General features: G+C 62.9%; 20 protein-coding genes and 1 other RNA gene. 5 read left to right on the forward strand and 16 right to left on the reverse strand.

Features of this window, described 5'->3' with window-relative positions; genetic code table 11:
* Positions 1-124 precede the first annotated feature (124 nt).
* The 8 genes from AC0L2C_RS26580 to ffs form a co-directional block, all read right to left on the reverse strand.
* The gene (locus AC0L2C_RS26580; protein WP_023802089.1) at positions 125-1,192 is read right to left on the reverse strand and encodes an ABC transporter permease; all 1,068 of its coding nucleotides are present in this window, start codon (positions 1,190-1,192) and stop codon (positions 125-127) included.
* 18 nt (positions 1,193-1,210) lie between these two features.
* The gene (locus AC0L2C_RS26585; protein ID WP_473524811.1) at positions 1,211-2,854 is read right to left on the reverse strand and encodes an ABC transporter substrate-binding protein; all 1,644 of its coding nucleotides are present in this window, start codon (positions 2,852-2,854) and stop codon (positions 1,211-1,213) included.
* A 319-nt stretch (positions 2,855-3,173) separates the two neighbouring features.
* Positions 3,174-4,451, reverse strand: a complete 1,278-nt coding sequence (locus AC0L2C_RS26590; protein WP_473524812.1) for a lytic murein transglycosylase — start codon at positions 4,449-4,451, stop codon at positions 3,174-3,176.
* A gap of 10 nt (positions 4,452-4,461) precedes the next feature.
* A complete protein-coding gene (gene recR, locus AC0L2C_RS26595; protein ID WP_023802085.1) occupies positions 4,462-5,067 on the reverse strand; it encodes a recombination mediator RecR in 606 nt (201 codons plus the stop codon).
* A gap of 103 nt (positions 5,068-5,170) precedes the next feature.
* Positions 5,171-6,043 carry a cell wall hydrolase gene (locus AC0L2C_RS26600; RefSeq protein ID WP_473524813.1) on the reverse strand — a complete coding sequence of 291 codons (873 nt, stop codon included), beginning with the start codon at positions 6,041-6,043 and terminating at the stop codon, positions 5,171-5,173.
* A 313-nt stretch (positions 6,044-6,356) separates the two neighbouring features.
* Positions 6,357-6,680, reverse strand: coding sequence for a YbaB/EbfC family nucleoid-associated protein (locus tag AC0L2C_RS26605; RefSeq protein ID WP_023802083.1), 324 nt, complete (start codon positions 6,678-6,680; stop codon positions 6,357-6,359).
* Positions 6,681-6,773: 93 nt separating this feature from the next.
* Positions 6,774-8,600: a DNA polymerase III subunit gamma/tau gene (locus AC0L2C_RS26610; RefSeq protein WP_473524814.1), complete on the reverse strand. Its 1,827-nt coding sequence runs from the start codon at positions 8,598-8,600 to the stop codon at positions 6,774-6,776.
* A 105-nt stretch (positions 8,601-8,705) separates the two neighbouring features.
* Positions 8,706-8,802, reverse strand: an RNA gene (gene ffs / locus AC0L2C_RS26615) — signal recognition particle sRNA small type.
* Positions 8,803-9,166: 364 nt separating this feature from the next.
* Here ffs and AC0L2C_RS26620 point away from each other — a divergent pair.
* The 3 genes from AC0L2C_RS26620 to AC0L2C_RS26630 are packed head-to-tail and all read left to right on the forward strand — an operon-like array spanning position 9,167 to position 10,874.
* Positions 9,167-9,586, forward strand: a complete 420-nt coding sequence (locus tag AC0L2C_RS26620) for an HIT domain-containing protein (RefSeq protein WP_023802081.1) — start codon at positions 9,167-9,169, stop codon at positions 9,584-9,586.
* Between the two features lie 34 nt (positions 9,587-9,620).
* A complete protein-coding gene (gene nudC, locus AC0L2C_RS26625; RefSeq protein WP_473515041.1) occupies positions 9,621-10,562 on the forward strand; it encodes an NAD(+) diphosphatase in 942 nt (313 codons plus the stop codon).
* Positions 10,563-10,580: 18 nt separating this feature from the next.
* Entirely contained in the window at positions 10,581-10,874 is a 294-nt protein-coding gene (locus AC0L2C_RS26630; RefSeq protein ID WP_473524815.1) for a Dabb family protein, read from the forward strand.
* On the opposite strand, the gene AC0L2C_RS26635 is transcribed toward AC0L2C_RS26630, so the two are convergent.
* The 5 genes from AC0L2C_RS26635 to AC0L2C_RS26655 all read right to left on the reverse strand — a co-directional run bounded on the left by AC0L2C_RS26635 (position 10,871) and on the right by AC0L2C_RS26655 (position 14,730).
* Positions 10,871-11,521 carry a glutathione S-transferase family protein gene (locus AC0L2C_RS26635; protein WP_473524835.1) on the reverse strand — a complete coding sequence of 217 codons (651 nt, stop codon included), beginning with the start codon at positions 11,519-11,521 and terminating at the stop codon, positions 10,871-10,873. The two genes, AC0L2C_RS26630 and AC0L2C_RS26635, sit on opposite strands and share 4 nt — an antisense overlap.
* 392 nt (positions 11,522-11,913) lie before the next feature.
* A complete protein-coding gene (locus tag AC0L2C_RS26640; RefSeq protein ID WP_473524816.1) occupies positions 11,914-12,600 on the reverse strand; it encodes a hypothetical protein in 687 nt (228 codons plus the stop codon).
* A 217-nt stretch (positions 12,601-12,817) separates the two neighbouring features.
* A complete protein-coding gene (locus AC0L2C_RS26645; RefSeq protein ID WP_473524817.1) occupies positions 12,818-13,330 on the reverse strand; it encodes an isoprenylcysteine carboxylmethyltransferase family protein in 513 nt (170 codons plus the stop codon).
* 153 nt (positions 13,331-13,483) lie between these two features.
* Positions 13,484-14,068 carry a nuclear transport factor 2 family protein gene (locus AC0L2C_RS26650; protein ID WP_473524818.1) on the reverse strand — a complete coding sequence of 195 codons (585 nt, stop codon included), beginning with the start codon at positions 14,066-14,068 and terminating at the stop codon, positions 13,484-13,486.
* A 65-nt stretch (positions 14,069-14,133) separates the two neighbouring features.
* Positions 14,134-14,730: a VOC family protein gene (locus tag AC0L2C_RS26655; protein ID WP_473524819.1), complete on the reverse strand. Its 597-nt coding sequence runs from the start codon at positions 14,728-14,730 to the stop codon at positions 14,134-14,136.
* A 289-nt stretch (positions 14,731-15,019) separates the two neighbouring features.
* On the opposite strand from AC0L2C_RS26655, the gene AC0L2C_RS26660 reads away from it, so the two are divergent.
* The gene (locus AC0L2C_RS26660; RefSeq protein ID WP_077379551.1) at positions 15,020-15,493 is read left to right on the forward strand and encodes a VOC family protein; all 474 of its coding nucleotides are present in this window, start codon (positions 15,020-15,022) and stop codon (positions 15,491-15,493) included.
* 64 nt (positions 15,494-15,557) lie between these two features.
* On the opposite strand, the gene AC0L2C_RS26665 is transcribed toward AC0L2C_RS26660, so the two are convergent.
* The 3 genes from AC0L2C_RS26665 to AC0L2C_RS26675 form a co-directional block, all read right to left on the reverse strand.
* Positions 15,558-16,316 (reverse strand): alpha/beta hydrolase, encoded by a 759-nt coding sequence (locus tag AC0L2C_RS26665; RefSeq protein ID WP_473524820.1) that lies wholly within the window; start codon positions 16,314-16,316, stop codon positions 15,558-15,560.
* An 89-nt stretch (positions 16,317-16,405) separates the two neighbouring features.
* On the reverse strand, positions 16,406-17,269 hold the full coding sequence (locus tag AC0L2C_RS26670) for a prephenate dehydratase (protein WP_473490553.1): 864 nt from the start codon (positions 17,267-17,269) through the stop codon (positions 16,406-16,408).
* Between the two features lie 26 nt (positions 17,270-17,295).
* Positions 17,296-18,024: a 3-deoxy-manno-octulosonate cytidylyltransferase gene (locus AC0L2C_RS26675; protein WP_473524821.1), complete on the reverse strand. Its 729-nt coding sequence runs from the start codon at positions 18,022-18,024 to the stop codon at positions 17,296-17,298.
* A gap of 193 nt (positions 18,025-18,217) precedes the next feature.
* On the opposite strand from AC0L2C_RS26675, the gene AC0L2C_RS26680 reads away from it, so the two are divergent.
* Positions 18,218-18,910 (forward strand): c-type cytochrome, encoded by a 693-nt coding sequence (locus tag AC0L2C_RS26680; protein ID WP_473524822.1) that lies wholly within the window; start codon positions 18,218-18,220, stop codon positions 18,908-18,910.
* Positions 18,911-18,969 lie beyond the last annotated feature (59 nt).

Raw genomic sequence — 18,969 nt, forward strand, 5'->3', positions numbered from 1 at the left:
CGAGAGGAAAGGCGCCACGCGTGCGACCAGCTTTTCCTCTCCCCCGGGCAGGGGGAGAGGTGGCCCGAAGGGCCGGAGTGGGGGTGATTGGCCGCAGCCAAGCCCGCAAGTGCGTTACCTCTGCTCATCTCACTTTGGTCCTCGGATCAAGCACCCGATAAAGCAGGTCGGACAGGAGATTGATGCCGATGAACACCGAGCCGATGATGATGGTGCCGCCGAGCACGGCGTTCATGTCGGCGTTCTGCAGGGAATTGGTGATGTAGAGGCCGATACCCGGCCAGGAAAACACGGTCTCGGTGAGCACCGAGCCTTCGAGCAGGCCGGCATAGGAGAGCGCGATCACGGTGACCATCGGCACGGCGGCGTTGCGCAGCGCGTGGCCCCAGATGATGCGTGTTTCCGACAGGCCCTTGGCGCGCGCCGCGACGATATATTCCTGGGCAAGCTCGTTCAGCATGAACGATCGCGTCATCCGGCTGATATAGGCGAGCGAGAAATAGCCAAGCAGCGAGGCCGGCAGGATGATGTGGCGGAAGGCATCGCGAAACACATCCCACTGTCGCTGCCACAGCGCATCCAGGAGATAAAAGCCGGTGATCGGGGTGAAGGTGTATTCGTAGACGATATCGAGGCGGCCGGGAAAAGCCACCCATTGCAGCCTGGCGTAGAACAGCACGAGCGCCAGCAGTCCCAGCCAGAAGATCGGCACGGAGTAGCCGACCAAGCCGATGATCCGCACGATCTGGTCGATGATGCTGCCGCGCCGGACCGCGGCCAGCACGCCGAGCGGCACACCAAGCAAAGCACCGATCAGCGTTCCCAGCGTCGCCAGCTCGATCGTCGCCGGAAAGGCGCGGCGGATGTCGGTCATGACCGGATTGGTGGTCAGCACCGAGGTGCCGAAATTGCCGTTCAGGGCATTCTTCACATAGATGTAGAACTGCTCGATCAGAGGCAGGTCGAGACCCATCTCGCGGCGGGTGCGCTCGACGACATTGGCCGGCGCCCGGTCGCCGAGCACCGCCAGCACCGGGTCGATCGGGATCACCCGGCCGATGAAGAAGGTCACCGCGAGAAGACCGAGATAGGTGGTTATCGCGATGACCAGGAAACGGGCGATCGACGACGCGACAGCGACAGCGCGGGCGCTGCCGCGCCCTGCCGTTGCTTCGCTTTCAACAGTACTCATGCGGCGCGTCCGCCGGCGTCACTCCTTGGAGATCTGGCCGACGAAATTGGTGTCGAAGCTCGGGCCGAGCGCAAAACCTTTGAGGTTCTTGCGCAGGCCGGCGACTTCCAGCTGCTGGTGAACGATGATGAAAGGACTGGTTTCGAGAATCTTCCTCTGCAGATCCTGGTACATTGCGGCGCGCTTGGCCGGATCCTTCTCGAGCAGGGCCGTTTCGGTCTGCTTGGTCAAGTCCGGAATATCCCACGCGTTGCGCCAGGCCAGCGTCTTGGTCTTGCCTTCATCCGAATTGTCGGGGTTGCTGGCGAAGGTCTGGGCGTTGGAGTTCGGATCGAAATAATCCTGGCCCCACTGGCCGATATAGATGTCGTGATTGCGGGCGCGGTATTTGGTCAGCGTCTGCTTGCCGTCGCCGGGAATGATCTCCAGCTTGACGCCGGCCTGGCCGAGCGTCTGCTGGAACGATTCCGCCATGCCGGTCACCGGCTGGGTGTTGCGTACGTCCATGGTGACGCTGAAGCCGTCGGCCAAGCCGGCCTTGGCGAGCAGTTCCTTGGCCTTGGTGAGGTCGAATTTGAACGGATTTTCGTCCAGCTCGCCAAGCACGCCTTTTGGCAGGAAGGTCTGGTGGATCTCGCCGATGCCCTTGAGGATGGTCGAGCTCAAGGCATCATAGTCAACGAGATATTTGAAGGCCTGGCGAACCTCCGGCTTGGCGAGGTTCGGGTTCTTCTGATTGAGGCTGATGTAGAAGACCGTGCCCTTCGGCGCGCTGGTGGTGGTGAGATCGGCGTTCTTGGCAATGGCGTCGAGGTCGTTCGGCTCGAGATTGCGGGCAACGTCGATGTCGCCGGCCTCCAGCGCCAGGCGCTGGCCCGAGCTTTCCTTCATGTTGCGATAGATGACGCGGGCGAGCTTGGCCTTTTCGCCGTGGTAATTGTCGTTGCGCTCCATGACGACGACCTCGTTGGCCCGCCATTCGCGCAGCTTGAAGGCGCCGGAGCCGGCATAGCCGGTCTTCAGCCAGGCGTTGCCGAAGTCGTTGTCGTATTTGTAGTCGGCGCTGGGCGTCACCGCGGCGGCATGCTCCTTGACCAGCTTGGCGTCGACGACCGACGCGACCGTTGCCGACAGGCAGTTCAGGACGAAGCTCGGCGCATAGGCCTTGTCGACGGTGAACTGGAACGTCGTGTCATCGACGGCCTTGGCCTTCTCGGTGACGTTGTCGCCATTGATGCCGAACTGGCCGATGATGAAGGCCGGGCTCTTGTCGAGCTTGATGGCGCGCTCGAACGAATAGGCGACATCAGCCGCGGTGATCGGATTGCCCGAGGCAAATTTCAGGCCGGGCTTGAGCTTGAACGTGTAGGTCAATCCGTCGTCGGAGACAGTCCAGCTTTCGGCGAGATCGCCCTTGACCTTGGAGGTGTCGCTCAAGTCGAGGCGGACAAGCAGGTCGTAGGTGTTGCCGGTGACCTCGGCGGTCGACAGCTCGAACGCCTCGCCCGGATCCATCGAGATGATGTCGTCGATGGCGAAACCCTCGACCAGCGTGTCGGCCGGCGTGACCGCAAGGGCAGGCGCACCGGCCAGAAGCAGCGCGGACATGGCTGCGCCGGCAAGCAGGACGCGGGAGCGTAGGGCAAACTTTTCCATCATCATTTTTAACTGTTCCCTGTTTTGTTGACCTGAGTTCCCGGCTCAGGGTTTTGGCATTTACTTGACACATCGGCCCGAAAATCGGAATCGATTTTCGGAAAGCACGATGTGTAGTTCAAAGTCTTAGAGCGTCCTTTGCACGTCCAACGGACGCGCGGCGCTCTAATCGAACGGTGACCCTGAACCGGTCGTCCTGGTGATTTTTATCCAGTTCGGCCTCACCATATCCGGCGGTTTCAGGCGCGGCAACGAGCATTTGCGAAGCTGTTTGTTGGGCCAGATCAGGCAGCCACCACCGCCGGAAGCGACACCCGGAGTGCAGCTATTTCAACGCGGTGACCAGGTCGGCGTCGGGAAAACAGGTGGCGGCGCGACCGTTCCTGGCCTGCCATTTGCCGATCGACCGGCGCGTCTTGAAACCGGGCAGGCCGTCGGCGCTGCCGACGTCGTAGCCCTCGGCCTCCAGCGCCCGCTGCAAGGCGGCGATATCAGACCTGTGGAGCCCGCCGACCGCGCCCCAACGCCCCGAAAAATTGCTGTCGCCGTGAGCGATGCGGTCGGCGCCATGACCGATGAACAGCGCGTAGAGATCGCTGGTGTTGTATTGCTTCAAGACGTAGAAATTGGGCGTGACGATGAAGGCTGGGCCGCTGCGCCCGGCCGGCATCAGAAGAAAGCCTTCGGCCTTCAATTCGCGCGCCGGGAACGGTCTTGCCGCGATGCGCTTGATGCCCAGATCAGCCCATTCGGAAATCCTCTTGCCCTGGTCCGGGCCTTCGAGCGAACAGGAGACCGCTTCCGGCACCGTCACCTCAAAACCCCAGCCGCGGCCCTTCACCCAACCATAATGGACGAGGTAGTTGGCGATCGAGGCCAGCGTGTCCGGCACCGAGTTCCAAATGTCGACCCGACCGTCGCCATCGAAGTCGACGGCATGTTTGAGGAACGAACTCGGCATGAACTGCGGCTGGCCGAGTGCGCCGGCCCATGACGATTTCATCGCGCCGACCGGGGCCAGCCCGCGCTCGACGATCTCGAGCGCTGCCATAAGCTCGGTGCGGAAGAAATCCTTCCTGGTCGCCATGAAGGCCTTGGTGCCCAGCACTTCGAAGGCGTCGTAAGGCATTTTCGCCGCGCCAAAGCCGCTCTCGCGGCCCCAGATCGCCAGCAGCACCTCGCCCGGCACGCCATAGCGCTTCTCGATCGCGGCGATCGTCCTGGCATTGGCCACCTTGCGCGTGCGGCCACCAGCGGTCACGGCGCGAACCGTCTTTTCGGCGAAATAGGCGCCTGGCGAACCGAACTCCGCCTGATGCTGCTTTTGCGGCGTCGTCGCCTTTTTGCCCGGCATTACCAGGTCGGGCAGTTTGAGGTTCGGTTTGATGCCGTCGAAGGCGGCGTCGAAGGTTTTTCTGGAGATGCCGTTGGCGTTGGCTTCGGGCCAGAGGTCGTTGTTGAGCCAGGCGCGGAACTGGGTGTCGAGTTTTGTGGCGGAGGCGGGAGTGGTGGCGAGGAGGGCGGTCAGTGCGGCGAGAAAAAACGCGACGGCTATTTTGTGGAAGCAGCGATCCGGCTTTGCAGGACGCGTAGCAGCCATCATCCGCACCCCCTCAAAACGCCGTCCGCGAGCGCAGCGCGGCGGCCAGCGTGCCTTCGTCGAGATAGTCGAGTTCGCCGCCGACCGGGACGCCATGCGCCAGCCGCGTCACCTTGATATCGAAGCCGGACAATTGATCGGTGAGATAATGCGCGGTGGTCTGGCCCTCGACGGTGGCGTTGACGGCAAGGATCACCTCCTTGACCTCGCCGCCGGCGACGCGGTCGACCAGCGAGCGGATGTTGAGCTGCTCGGGGCCGATGCCGTCGAGCGGCGACAGCGAGCCGCCGAGCACGTGATAGCGGACATTCATGGCCGCCGCCCGCTCCAGCGCCCACAGGTCGGCCACGTCCTCGACGACGATGAGCGTGCCGGCGTCGCGGCGCGGATCGGTGCAGATCATGCAGGGGTCGGACGTATCGACATTGCCGCAGGTCGAGCAGATGCGCACCTTGTCGACCGCCTCGCTCATGGCGGCGGCGAGCGGCGACAGCAACTGCTCCTTCTTCTTGATGAGGTGAAGCGCTGCCCGCCTGGCCGAACGCGGCCCAAGCCCCGGCACCTTGGCCAGGAGTTGGATCAGGCGTTCGATCTCGGGACCGGCGATTCGCTTCGACATCGCATCGGTTTAGGATTTTTCAATTGGTTTTGGAACTCTCCTGCGGCGCGGCTGCTGCGAACAATCGCTCAGGTTTGCGCTGCCGACGCCGACTTCGATCGCCTCAGTAGGTTTCCAGCGGCCTGCCCTGGCCGGCGATCATCGCGCCGATGGCGTCGGTGTTCTCGGGTGTCGATTCAAACGCCATCGTCGGCTCGGCCGGCGCCGCCGGGAATGACGTCACCGCTTGCGCACCGGCGATGCCGCCGAAACGGGTCGCGTCCGGCTCCTGCATCGCCACAAAGGTCGCCTTCTGGGGCGTCGCCTTTGCCGGTTGCGATGCGACCGCGCTCACATAGGTGACCTTAGCGAATTCTGCCTTGGCGGCCGGCGCAGCAGAGGCCATGAGCGTCACCGGTGCGGCGCGCGACCGCCGCGGCGTCGCCTGTGCCACCGCGACCGTGGGCTCGTCCGGCAGTGGTTTCCAGTTGCGGCCGCGCTTTTCGTAGAAGGCGTTGCCGCCGGCGACCATGGTGTAGTGCATGTTCTTGTAGGGGAAACGCAGGCCGGCGGTGTGAAAGAACATCGAGTTCTTCAGCTTGGCCTTGCGCTCGCCCTTGAGCACCGCCTCGGCGGCTTCCTCGACATCGGGCATCGCCTTCGAATTCATCGGCCGTGTCATCACGCCCGGCGCGAACTGGCCGCGTTCGCCGACCACCTGGCAGATGGTGTTGCCGTGCTTGCCGGAGCGCAGCCGGTTCATCACCACCGTGCCGACGGCAATCATGCCGTCGCGGCTCGACCGGTTGGATTCGAAGAACATCGCGCGCTGGAGGCACTCCTTGTCCTTCGCTGTGTGATTGTAGGGCCGGGACCTGGCGGTATCGGTCAGGCTGGCCACGGACAGGCCGTGCGTGGTCTGACTGCAGGCGGCCAAAAACAGCGGAGAGGTGATGACGCCGAGCAGCAACGGCGTCTTCCATCGGGTCACGATCAAAGATATCCCCTCATTCTGTCGCCAGCCCGCCCCTGGTTGCGGCAAGAATGAGACACTTTCGGGCAAAAAGATGGCTAAAGCGTTATTAAGTCTGCGGAGTTGCCGAATGGACACATCTGGCCGACGCTGATCGCTACGCGCTTCGGCCATGACCTTCGAGCGTCGCGGCCTCAGAGGCTGTTTGGAAAGTCGCTCCGGCGAGTCATATGGTGGTGGTTTCGAGAACCGGAGCGCAGCGGACATTTGGGTCCGTGAGCACCGGAAGCGCAGAAACCGCCATCAGATGGCCGCCGGAGTAGAGTTTCCAAGCCTCTTAGAACGGCAGCTTCATTCCCGGCGGTATCGGCAGTCCTGCGGTCAGTGCCTGGGTCTTTTCCTGCATCATCTGTTCGACCTTGGCCCTGGCGTCATTGTGGGCGGCGAGAAGCAGATCCTCCAGAATCTCGACCTCGTCCTCCTTGAACAGCGACGGGTCGATTTTCAGGGACTTCATCTCGAATTTGCCGGTCAGCGTCACGCTGACCAGGCCGCCGCCGGCCTGTCCGGTGGCTTCCAACGTGGCGATCTCGTCCTGCATGGCCTGGAACTTGGCCTGCATTTCTTTCGCCTTGCCCATCAGGCCGAGAAGATCTTTCATCGCGTGGTCCTCTACGATTGATTTGTTTCTTTTTTAAGCATGATCGTCTCCGAAAACCGGCTCCCATTTTTTGCTTCGCTGACCTTCGGTTGCTCAGGTTTCGTCTTCGTCGGTGGCCGGCTCGATCGGAACCTCGGCCTCCACCGCATCGGCTTCCGGTGCGTCGGGAATGCGCACGTCGATGATCTTGGCGCCGGGAAAACGCGCCAGGATGGCGGCGACGGTCGGGTCGCTCTTGGCGTCAAGGAGGGCGTTTTCGCGCTTGGTCGATTCCATCTCGGCCAGCGTCTGGCCGCCCGCTTCCTTCGACAGCGACACCAGCCAGCTGCGTCCGGTCCAGGCGCGCAATTTGGCGGTCAGATCGTTGAGCAGCATCTTCGGCGCGTCGTCGGTCAGGCCGACGTCGATGCGGCCCGGCTCGATGCGCACCAGGCGCACGCAGCGCTTGACCAGCACCTTGAAGGCGATGTCGCGCTGGGCGTCGGCAAGGGCGATGATGTCGGCCAGCGATTTCACCGGCACCGGCGGCGCATCGGCGACCGGCTCCGGCGCCGGAACGAAAGGCGCAGGCATCGGCTCGGGTTCGACCAGTCGCATGGTCTGGGCGCCGCCATTGACCGCCGGCATCCGCGTCTGCGCCACGCTGGCGCCGCCATTACCGGGATTTGCTGGGCCGGGATTTGCGGCGGCAGGGGTTGCGGGTGCACCATTCGAGCGTGGCGCGCCATTCGGCACCGACGCTGCGCCCTCCAGCGATTTCAGCGCCTCGTCCAGTGTCGGCAAGTCGGCGGCATGCGCCAGCCGGATCAGCACCATTTCGGCGGCGCTGACCGGCCGGTTGGAGGACTGCACCTCGGGAATGCCTTTCAACAGCATCTGCCAGGTCCGCGACAGCACCCTGACCGACAGCGCCTTGGCGAAATCGGCGCCGCGCCGTCGCTCGTCCTCTGACAGCGAGGCGTCCTCGAGGGCTGTCGGCACGAAGCGCAGCCGGGTGACGAGATGGCTGAACTCGGCCAGGTCGGTCAGCACAGCGGCCGGATCGGCGCCGGTGTCGTACTGGTTGCGGAATTCGGCCAGTGCGGCCGCCACATCGCCCTTCATCACATGTTCGAACAGGTCGACGATGCGGGCGCGGTCGGCCAGCCCGAGCATGGCGCGCACCGCTTCGGCGCTGACCGCGCCGCTGCCATGGGCGATCGCCTGGTCGAGAATGGACAGCGAATCGCGCGCCGAGCCCTCGGCCGCACGCGCGATCATCGCCAGCGCGTCGTCATCGACCGCGATGCCTTCTTTTCCGGCGATCGAGGAGAGGTGCGCGACCAACGTGCCGGCATCGATACGCCTGAGATCGAAGCGCTGGCAGCGCGACAGAACGGTGATCGGAACTTTTCTGATTTCGGTGGTGGCGAAGATGAATTTGACGTGCGGCGGCGGCTCTTCCAGCGTCTTCAGCAGGCCGTTGAAGGCCTGCGTCGAGAGCATGTGCACTTCGTCGATGATGTAGACCTTGTAGCGCGCCGACACCGGCGCGTAACGCACGCGCTCGATGATGTCCCTGATGTCGTCGATGCCGGTGTGCGAGGCGGCGTCCATCTCGATGACGTCGACATGGCGGCCTTCCATGATCGCCTGGCAATGCTCGCCCGGCACGGCAAGATCGACCGAAGGCTGGTCGACATCAGATGTTTTGTAGTTCAGGGCCCGCGCCAGTATGCGCGCCGTCGTCGTCTTGCCGACACCGCGCACGCCGGTCAGCATCCAGGCCTGGGCGATGCGGCCGGTGGCGAAAGCGTTGGTGAGGGTGCGGACCATCGGCTCCTGGCCGATCAGTTCGGAGAAATTGGCAGGACGGTATTTGCGCGCCAGAACGCGATAGGCGGCGGCTTTTTCCGTTCCCGAATTTCCGGCTTCGCTCATTCGCCCGTAAAGCTCCAAGGGCCGCGGCTCAAGGCGGCCGATTCCTGCGCATAGTTTCGCCCGCAGGGCTTGGCGCCGTCAATGTCGCGGGAGAAAGGCGAAGAGGTGGGAGGCTGGAACAATGACCCGTTCCGGGCTCGTTAGGGCTGCTTCCTTCCGGACCTGACCCGGTTGGCGAGTGGACCGTCCACCACCAACCTCCCGGCTCCCATATCGGCAATCCGGCGATGAAATGCAAGGGCGCAGTGACAGGCGGCGAAACCAGAAAATAAAAAAACAGCCTCGGAGGCGGATCGCTGGCGCGAATACGCACCATGTTGAAACTACTGGCATAGCGGCCGGCACAAAGCAAGAACAGATGAGCGAAAGCCATGGCCGGCAGACCAGAGGGGGCGAGATGGTGACTTCATTCCAGCCCAAAGTCTTGGCAGGCCATACCCTGAGTTCTTCGCCGGACCATCATCGCCACGATAGGCCTTGATTCGCTTGCCGCCCTCTTGCGGGCTAACGGCGGCCGCTCTAGCGTCCATGGAGTAAAAAAATACTACAAAAGTGAGGAAACGCCGATGTCGCCGGGCCTCGAGGCCGGATTCACGCTGGATGCTCGTCTGGAGGCCGACAGCGAGCAGTTGATGTGGCTCGGCCTGTGCGAGTTGCGCGTGATGAACGACCGCCGCTGGCCGTGGCTGCTTCTGGTGCCGCAGCGGCCGGGCGCGGAGGAAATCCATGATTTGACGCCGCTCGACCAGGCGATGCTGACGTTCGAGACCAATATGGTGGCGCAGGCGCTGAAAAGCGTGACCGGCTGCACCAAGATAAACAGCGGCGCACTTGGCAACATCGTCCGCCAGTTGCATGTCCATGTCATCGCGCGCTCGGAAGGCGATCCCGGCTGGCCGGGCCCGGTGTGGGGGCACGGTATGCGCGAGCCCTACGAGCGCTCGGACCTCCGCCGGTTTGCGCAGAAGATAAAGGCGGCGCTATAAGCCTGTCCCGTGTCCATCCTGAAGTTGAGTCTCGATGAGCTTCCGCCTGTTTGACGCGCCCTTGCGCGAGCCGAGCCAGTTCGTCGGCTTTGCCGGCAACATGATCGACCGGCAATCGGAAAACCGCGCCGACGATTCCGTCGAAAAGGCGCTCGCCGATCCTTCAGCCAGGCTTTTGCTGATGCATGGCGGGCGGCTCTACCTGAAGCTCATTGGTGGCGGCTTCGACCCCTGGTTCGGCGCCGAGGAAAGCCGGCCGCTCGAGGCGTCGCTCGACCGTGGCGTCCTGCTCGGTTTTTCCGACAGCGGCCCGGTGCTCGCCGTACCGGCCGGCATCGACCCCGAACAGCTGCCCGATACCATCAAGGCCATCGACTATCGCTCGGTCTACATGCAGGGGCTGATCGACGAGGCGGCGGCCGGCGCGATGGCGCAAGGAGCAGCGCTGCTCGCCTGGCATGCCAGCCACCGCTTCTGCAGCAAATGCGGCGCTGAAGCCGCGATGCGGGCCGGCGGCTACAAGCGGCTTTGCCCGGCCTGCGCCACCGAGCATTTTCCGCGAACCGACCCGGTGGCGATCATGCTGACGGCGACGCGTGAAAAATGCCTGCTCGGCCGCGGCCGGCATTTCGCGCCCGGCATGTATTCGGCGCTTGCCGGCTTCATTGAGCCGGGCGAGACGATCGAGGCGGCGGTGCGCCGTGAAACGCTGGAGGAAGCCGGTATCCGGCTTGGCCGCGTCGTCTATCACGCCAGCCAGCCCTGGCCGTTTCCCTATTCGCTGATGATCGGCTGCTTCGGCGAGCCGCTCAACGACGACATTCAGGCCGACCTCAACGAGTTGGAAGACTGCCGCTGGTTCTTTCGCGACGAGGTGCTGTCGATGCTGGCCCGCGAGCATCCGGGCGGCCTGGTCACGCCGCCGAAGGGGGCGATCGCCTACAACCTCATCCGCGCCTGGGCCGACAGCGCATAGCCTGCAGGGGAAGCAAAAATGATCCGTCATACAGTGGTGTTCAGGCTGAAGCACAAGGAGGACTCGGCCGAGGAGGCAAAATTTCTGGCAGACGCCAAAATACTGGCGGCGATACCGGGCGTCGAGAAATTCGAGCAGTTGCGGCAGGTCAGCCCGAAGAACGATTATCGCTTCGGCTTCTCGATGGAGTTCGCCGACCAGGCTGCCTATTCCGGCTACAACGACCATCCCGACCACGTCGCCTTCGTCCGCGACCGCTGGATCCCGGAAGTCGCGGCGTTTTTGGAGATCGACTACGCGCCGCTGAGTTAAGTTGGTGACTTGCCGGTGAAAACCGCCAGTTGAGCGGCGAAAGCACGCTTGTAGGCGGGCCGGGCTTCGCCGCGGGCGACATAGGCGGAGAGGTTCGGATATTCGTCCAGCATACCCGACCCGCTCAACCTTAGCAGCACGTGCACCATCATCAGGTCCCCGGCGCTGAACGCGCCATCGAGCCAGTCGGCATCGCCAAGACGACCGGAAAGCTCGCCCAGCCGGTCACGGATGCGATCCTCGACCATAGGCAGGCGCTGTTCGTGCCAGGTCTCGTCGCGCTCCAGGAGCACGGCGGTTTGGCGTTCAAGGATCGGCGGCTCCACGGTGTTGAGCGCGGCAAACATCCATGAGATTGCGCGCGCCCTGGCATTCGCCTCGTCTGGCAGCAGGCCCGCATGGCGTTCGGCGATATGGAACACGATCGCCCCCGACTCGAACAGCGCGAGATCGCCTTCTTCAAAGGTCGGAATCTGCCCGAAAGGATGAAGCGCGAGATGCGCGGGTTCCTTCATCGCTTTGAACGGAACGAGACGAACCTTGTAAGGCAGGCCGACTTCTTCGAGCGCCCAGCGAACACGCATGTCGCGCGCCAGTCCCCTGCCGCGATCGGGCGACCGTTCAAAGGCGGTGATGGTGGGGCTCATTGGCAGGCTCCAGGTGATTGAATGACGCCATCGTGCGTCACGTCGTTGATCGAGATCAGGCTCCGCATCTCGTCGCCTTCCTTCTTCGATTGTGCCAAGCAAAGGACGAATGTCGAGCCGGAATTCCGACATCTGGGTAAGAGAAGTTCGCGGGATCTGGGAGTGATCTCGCAGTCAGCCCCGGTGCTGTCGCCGCGCCGGAAGATGGCGTGACATTCCGGTCCAAGCCGGCGAAGATTGGCTTGCTTGAGCCCGTTGTCCCACATGTGACTGGCGCTGTCCTGGCGTTGCCGAGATTGCGTTCGTTGAGCGCCCGCGCTGAGCGCGTGCGCTCCGAGCGTCACCTGCCGCTCGGCGCGAGCCGAACGGCAGGTGAACCGGGTCGCCGCTTGTTACTGGCCTGATGCATGCTGGTGGGCGTGTGGCGCACCGGGATTGTGATGCGCGCAGGTCACCCGCGGGTTGAACTGAGCGAAGATGCCGTTCGGGTTTTCTCGATAGAGCCAGACATGCCGGTCGTGATGCGGCTCGAAGTTATGCGCCTCATCCACGGGCGTCGCCGGGTCGTCGATCATAGTGTCCCAGGGAACGCCGTGGAACGAAGGCGGGGCGTCGTGGCCGGCTTCCTTCCACGCTTTCGCGAAGACGAGATTCTCCACCGCGATCAGCTCGAGCGATCCGTCGGCCTGCGGCTCGTAGACGAGGACCGCGGGCTTGCCGAAGTCCGTGTGCGTGCCGGTGCCGTCGACGCGCGGGTTGGGCGGAGCGGTGATGCCGAGCATATCGGGGCGAAAGTAATGGAGGCCCATAGCCCCTAATTTCGGCGGCTGTCCCGTCATTTCAGCGGTCTCGCACATGTTTGCGGGATCGCGGATGTAGCCCTCCGCGACCGCGACATTGACGTTGCGGAACCGCTCCGTTGCCTGGCGGATTTCGGCAAGGCTCGGCTCGCCGGGCGCGGGGGACGATGATGCGTCGATCCGCGCTGCCTCCGCAAGTGTCAGCGGAGCGGCCGGGGCGGCGGTGATAGTTATGATCGCGATTGCAGACGCGACAAAGGTTGCTGATCTTGAGGTCATCTGGATGATCTCCCGTATTCCTATCTTGTGATGACGTGGTAACTATGCCTGTAATTGGCACACTTAGTTTCTCTCGACGTCCCGAGGCAACCTGGCTACCACCACAATGTTTATGCAGTATGTCTTGATTGTTTCATTTGAAATGCATCAACTTATTTTATTGATAACCACCTCTGTTTATACTGAAGCGCCCCAACAAGCAGACGGCATCAGTCTGTCAGTAGCCAGGGAAGTGCTTGCGCATGGCCCGCTCCTCCTGGAGTATGCGGACGCCAAGCGGCACCGCGTAAATCGCCAGGCCGACCACAAGAGTGAAAAAGGCATGCAGCGTAAGCGCGAAACCAAGGAGCTCGGGGAGAATGTTGAGATAATAGTTCGGATGGCGAACCCACCCAAAAAGAGGGTGCGTTATCAGCACATGGTCTCGGGCGATCATTAGCTTTACCGTCCAGAAACGACCAAGCAGAAACGCGACGACCAGCAACATCACGGCACCGAAGCCATACAGGACTAGCCCGATGATCGTGACGAGGTCGAAAGACGTCGGTCGAGCAAGGCCTTCAATCGAAGCTGCGATGTAAAACGTAATGTGGGCCAGGGCGAGCCAGCGCGAGTTCCGCGAACCGTACTCGATGGCCCGGTTCTCTCGCAGCGCTTTTTCATTTCGCATCGAGATCGCAAGCATCACGATGCGAAAGACAATGGCTGCGATGATGAACAAGATAAGCATGCGGACGCATTCCAATCACAAGTTTCACCGCGTCGACGGAAGCTACCGTCGTAGCCAGCGGTGCCGCCATGCGGACGGTAATAATCCGGCCGCAGCGACTCTCAATCCGAGAGCCGCCACGCCGATCGGTCTCTTTCGCGGCGCTGCCGGTCGTCACCTGTCTCTTCTTGGCCGCGCGAAGCGCGCGGAGGAGGAAATCAGCGCGTTGAGCGGCTCGGCTGCATCGGTCAGCGCGCGTGACTGCGTCGCACCGAGGATCGGCAGAGCCGTCTTGTCGATCAGTCCGATCTGCGTAAGCACCGAAGCTTGGTCCCAATAGATGTGCTCGCTTTCGACCCGGCCGTCCTGAATTGAAACGATAGCGACCACCGGGATGTTCACCGGCCTGCCGGTCGGCTCGACGCCGGGCAGGATCCACGGCATCTCGATATCGTGAATGAAAGAGAACAGAAACTCGTCGACGATGCGTTTCTCTCCTACGGTCCGTGAGATGAGATCGAGCCTGGTGTTTTGCGGACTGCGGCCAATAAAGGACGTCGCATAGAAGTTCCGGACGTTGTCCCAGCCGCGGCCGCCGGTGGCGACCGGTACATGAATGACGTGTGGGTCGTTGACCATGGTCTGCATGGTTGCATCGACGTCCTTGGTGATGAATTCGTGATCCATATGGGCCTGCCAGACGTCCGTCATGTCGTGGTCAGGCGCAGCAGTACGCGTCCGTGGTAGCGGTGTCGTCATTGCTATTTCCTCGTCAGACGTGAGAATTGAATAGTGGGAGGGATGAAGGAGCGACCCGCTCCGCGCTACGACGCGGATGCGAACGGCAGAGATTGTGGCGTCTGTTCACTCGCCTGCCGCACCAGTTGCTCGACCTCCTGCCGCAACGCCTCTTCGGGCAGCGCCAAATCGAGCGGATCCCCGTAAGGCTGGTCGAAGGGCATGCCGGTCGCCCAGTAGACTTCGACGAGATTTCCCTCAGGGTCATCGAAATAGAACGCAAGCGATACACCGTGATTGAAGGCCATCTTGATCGGCAGCCCCATGTCGACGATGCGCGTGTAAGCGGCGCGCAGATCGGCCAATGTGCCAACCTTGAAGGCGATGTGGCGCAAGGCAGGATTGGTGAAGATCGCGATCTGATGGGACTCTTCGGCCGGATCGCTGCTCAGGAAGGCGGTGGCGCCGAACGGGTTTTCTTCGCCGCTGCCGCCGACCACCTGAAGGCCGAGGACATCCTCATAAAATCGCGCGAGCGCAGCCGGGTTTTCGGCGACCATGCCGACGTGGCGAAGACCAACGATCCGTGGCGCGGTCGCCCTGCCTGTTTTGTTCTCAGTTACGATGGCGGGATCGGACCGATCGACGGCGATCCCCCCGTTTCTGAAGTGCTTCGTAGTCATGGTGACAAACTCCGTGTTGACTCAATTCCGTCCGCTCGTCGATCCGATGCGAACGAAGGCGGGGCGAAAAATTCGCGGAGGACGTTACATTCCGATTTCAGGAGCGAAGGAATCTGCTTTCAATTGAAACACCTTCCGCGACCCGCCTGTCATGTCCATGGCCGGCCGCCCTGTGATGGCGTGCAAAAAGGCCAACTCCAGTCATCGCAGGGTGGAGAAAAGTGGTTGGCTACCTATTTCGGAAGAGGGCGGATGGGGAACTTGGCCTCAAAGCGAAAGGAACCCGCAAATGGCAAAGAATACGATTTGCCTCTGGTACGATAAGGACGCCGAGGCTGCCGCCCGCTTCTACTCCGAGATATTTCCTGACAGCGTGGTGGGTGCTGTGCACCGTGCACCCAGTGACTACCCGGCCGGCAAAGAAGGCGACGTGTTGACGGTCGAATTCACAGTCGCAGGCCTTCCTTGTATCGGCCTCAACGGGGGTCCCGAGTTCAAGCACAACGAAGCATTCTCGTTCCAGATCGCCACCGACGATCAGGAGGAGACCGACCGTTATTGGAATGCCATCGTCGGCAATGGCGGCCAGGAGAGCGTGTGCGGCTGGTGCAAAGACAAATGGGGGATTTCCTGGCAAATCACGCCGCGCGTGCTGACTGACGCGATGGCGGCTGGCGGCGACGAGGCAAAGCGCGCGTTTGATGCGATGATGACCATGGTGAAAATCGACGTCGCCGCGATCGAGGCGGCGCGGCGCGGTTGACGCCCCATTGTGTCTTGCGGCCAAATTGCTGCCAGAGCTTGTCCATTCGCCACCCAACTGCTCGTCAATCGCGCGTGACCGCCGCAACGGAGGCGCGTAGCGCTCCGGCGAAGTCGGGATGGCCATAGAGGTCGTTGTGGCCAGCCGCTATGGCGATGTGGCTGCGCAGGTCACGGGCAGCCTCGCGCAGAGGTGCCGAACGCGCCGCAGGTACGATGGTGTCATTCTCGGCGGTGATGACGGCTGTGGGCACATCGAGGTTGCCCAGCGTTTCTGCCGTCTCCATGCGGTGCCGCAGCAAGAGACGCACCGGCAGCCAGGGATAGTGGTGAGCGGCGAGTTCTCTGAGCGAATCGAAGGGGGTCACCGTGACGATACCGCGCAACGGCCGGGCCGTCGCCAGATCGGCCGCAACCGCAGCGCCGATGCTAAGGCCGATGGCGACGATGCCGGCTTTGGCATCGCTGGCCAGCTGGTCATGGGCGCGTCGGGCGTCCTCGAACAGGGCGGCGGCCGACGGGCTGCCGCTGCTCGGCGCATAGCCGCGGTAGTGCAGCGCAGCGACCTCATGTTCGGGAAACAGCTGGTGCAGCATCAGGGCAAGTGCGTCGGCGTTCCAGGCGTTGCCGGCGAACCCCAGCAGCAGCGGGCGTGGCTCGGCCGGCGCCTGCCTTGCCGGCAGGCGGACCAGAACGACGCGCTCGCCATCCCCCGTCGCCAGTTCGACATGGCGGGCCCCAGCCGGCAGATCGGGTCCGAACCCCGCAAGGCCGGCCGGAAAAATCAGCCAGGACTGGAGCACATACACGACGGCAACAATCATCGCATACAATCCAGCGACCGCGAGCGTCAGTTTCAAAAGCCACATCGCAGGAATGTCGCCCGATGCTCGTCACCTGGCAAGGCGCTGCGCTAGTCCGCCACCTTCCATTGCTCGCGCGACTGGCTGGCCGGGTAGACGCCCAGAATCCGCATTTCGCGCGAGAAGAAGGCAAGCTCGTCGAGCGCCAGTTTTACCAGCGGATCGTCGGGATGACCCTCGATGTCGGCATAGAACAGGGTCGCCGTGAATGCGCCGAGCTGGTAGCTCTCCAGCTTGGTCATGTTGATGCCGTTGGTGGCGAAGCCGCCCATCGCCTTGTAGAGCGCGGCCGGCACGTTGCGGACGCGGAAGATGAACGTCGTCATCATCCTGGCCTCGACCGAGGGACGTTCGGCCCACTGCCTGTTCCTGGTCAGCACGACGAAGCGGGTGACGTTGCTGTCGGTATCCTCGACATTCTGCTCGATGATGTCGAGCCCGTAGAGCGTCGAAGCCAGCGCCGGCGCCAGCGCGGCCATGGTGCGGTCCTTCAGCTCGGCAACCAGCTTGGCGGCGCCCGCCGTGTCGCCGGCGACCACCGGCTTCCAGCCGTTCTTGCGGATATATTTGCGGCACTGGCCGAGCGCATGGATGTGGCTGTGCACGGTCTTGATCTCGTCGCGCCTGACGCCCGGCAGAACCATCAGCTGGAAATGGATCGGCAGGAAATATTCGCCGACGATGTGCAGCTTCGATTCCGGCAGGAGATGATGGATGTCGGCGACGCGCCCGGCAATCGTGTTTTCGATCGGGATCATGGCGAGGTCGGCCTTGCCGGTCTCGACCGCGTTGAAAGCATCCTCGAAGGTCGGGCACGGCAACGGCTCCATATCAGGGAACATGTTGCGGCAGGCGGTGTCGGAATTGGCGCCCGGCTCGCCCTGGAAGGCTATTCTGTTGGTTTTTTCAGGCATGCCAATGTCTCAGCTGTCCAAACGTCTCAGGTTGAAAGGACGGTTCTGGCGCGTTCGAGATCGTCCGGCGTGTCGACGCCGAACGGCGCCGACTGCACGATCTCGGCATCGATGCGCATGCCGGCCTCCAGCGCCCGCAACTGCTCGAGCTTCTCGCGCCGTTCCAGCGGCGACGGCTGCAGCGCGACGAAGCGCTCGAGCGCCGAGCGGCGATAGGCGTAGAGGCCGATGTGGTGATAGAGCGGCCCCTCGCCCCAGGGTGCCGTGGCGCGGGTGAAGTAGAGCGCCCGCAGCCGTGTCTCGGACAGCGGCGAGCCGACAATCTTGACGACGTTCGGATTGGTCTTTTCCTCATCGCGGACGATCTCGATGCCGAGCGTGGCAATGTCGACCGTCGCATCCTCGAAAGGCTTCAGTGCAGCCTTGATGATGTCGGGATCGATGGTCGGCAGGTCGCCCTGCACGTTGACGATCGTTTCGACCGTGCGACCGGGATCCAGCGTGGCCAGCGCCTCGAAGATGCGGTCGGAACCGGATTCGTGGCCGACGCGCGTCATCACCGCCTCGAAACCGTGCGTCCGCACCGCTTCCGCCACGCTGTCAGTATCGGTGGCGACCACCACCCGGCCGAGCCCGGCCTCGGCAGCGCGGCGGGCGACATGGACGATCATCGGTACGCCGGCGATGTCGGCCAGCGGCTTGCCCGGCAGGCGGGTCGAGGCCATGCGGGCCGGGATGAGGATGAGCGTGGACATCGGGTGATGAAGCATCCGAAAAAGAGGAAGGGAAAAGTGGCAAAAGGTCTCACTGGAAGCGCCCTTATAGGTGTTGCAACGCCAGAGCAAAAGACCTAGTTTCCGCCCGATTTGACCGCCTCGCGGGGTGGTTCACGATTACCGACGGACGGAGTGGACGGATCGGTCCGCCGGAAAAGGGAGCCTGGGGCGTATGGACTCTTTCGAAATCAACAAGCTGATCGGCGGCCTGCTCGGAACCGTGTTCGTCGTCTTCTCGGTCGGCATCATATCCGACGCGCTGTTCGCCTCCCCAGCACCGGAAAAACCCGGCTATGCCATCGAGGCGACCGAGGAGCCTGCCGAGGGCGGCCCGGCAGCCCCCGCCGAAGCCAAGCCGATCGCCGACCTCCTGGCCAACGCCAATGCCGAGGCGGGTGCGTCCGTGTTCAAGAAGTGCCAGGCCTGCCACACCGGCGAAAAAGGCGGACCGAACAAGGTCGGCCCTGATCTCTGGGATATCGTCGACCGTCCCATCGCCGAGCATGCGGGCTTTGCCTATTCGGCCGGCATGAAAGAGTTTTCCAAGGGCGGCGCGGAAAAATGGACGTACGACCACCTCAATAACTTTCTGCTTTCGCCGAAGAAGCTGGTGAAGGGCACGGCGATGGGCTTCGCCGGCCTGCCGAAGGACGAGGACCGTGCCAACGTCATCGCCTATCTGCGCACGCTGTCGGACAATCCGAAGCCGCTGCCGACACCCGGCGCTTCGGCCGAGAATGCAGCCGCGCCCGCCGAAGGCGCGGCGCCGGCCAAGCCGGCAGAGGGCGAAGCACCGGCCGCCCCTGCTGCTCCAGCCCCCGCTGCTCCGGCCCCTGCTGCTCCCGCACCAGCTCCGGCGCAATAACGCAATTGTAATCGAAACATTCCTTGAAAAAGCCGGGTTCAGCCCGGCTTTTTCAATGG

The organism is Mesorhizobium sp. WSM4845 (genome assembly GCF_055811455.1).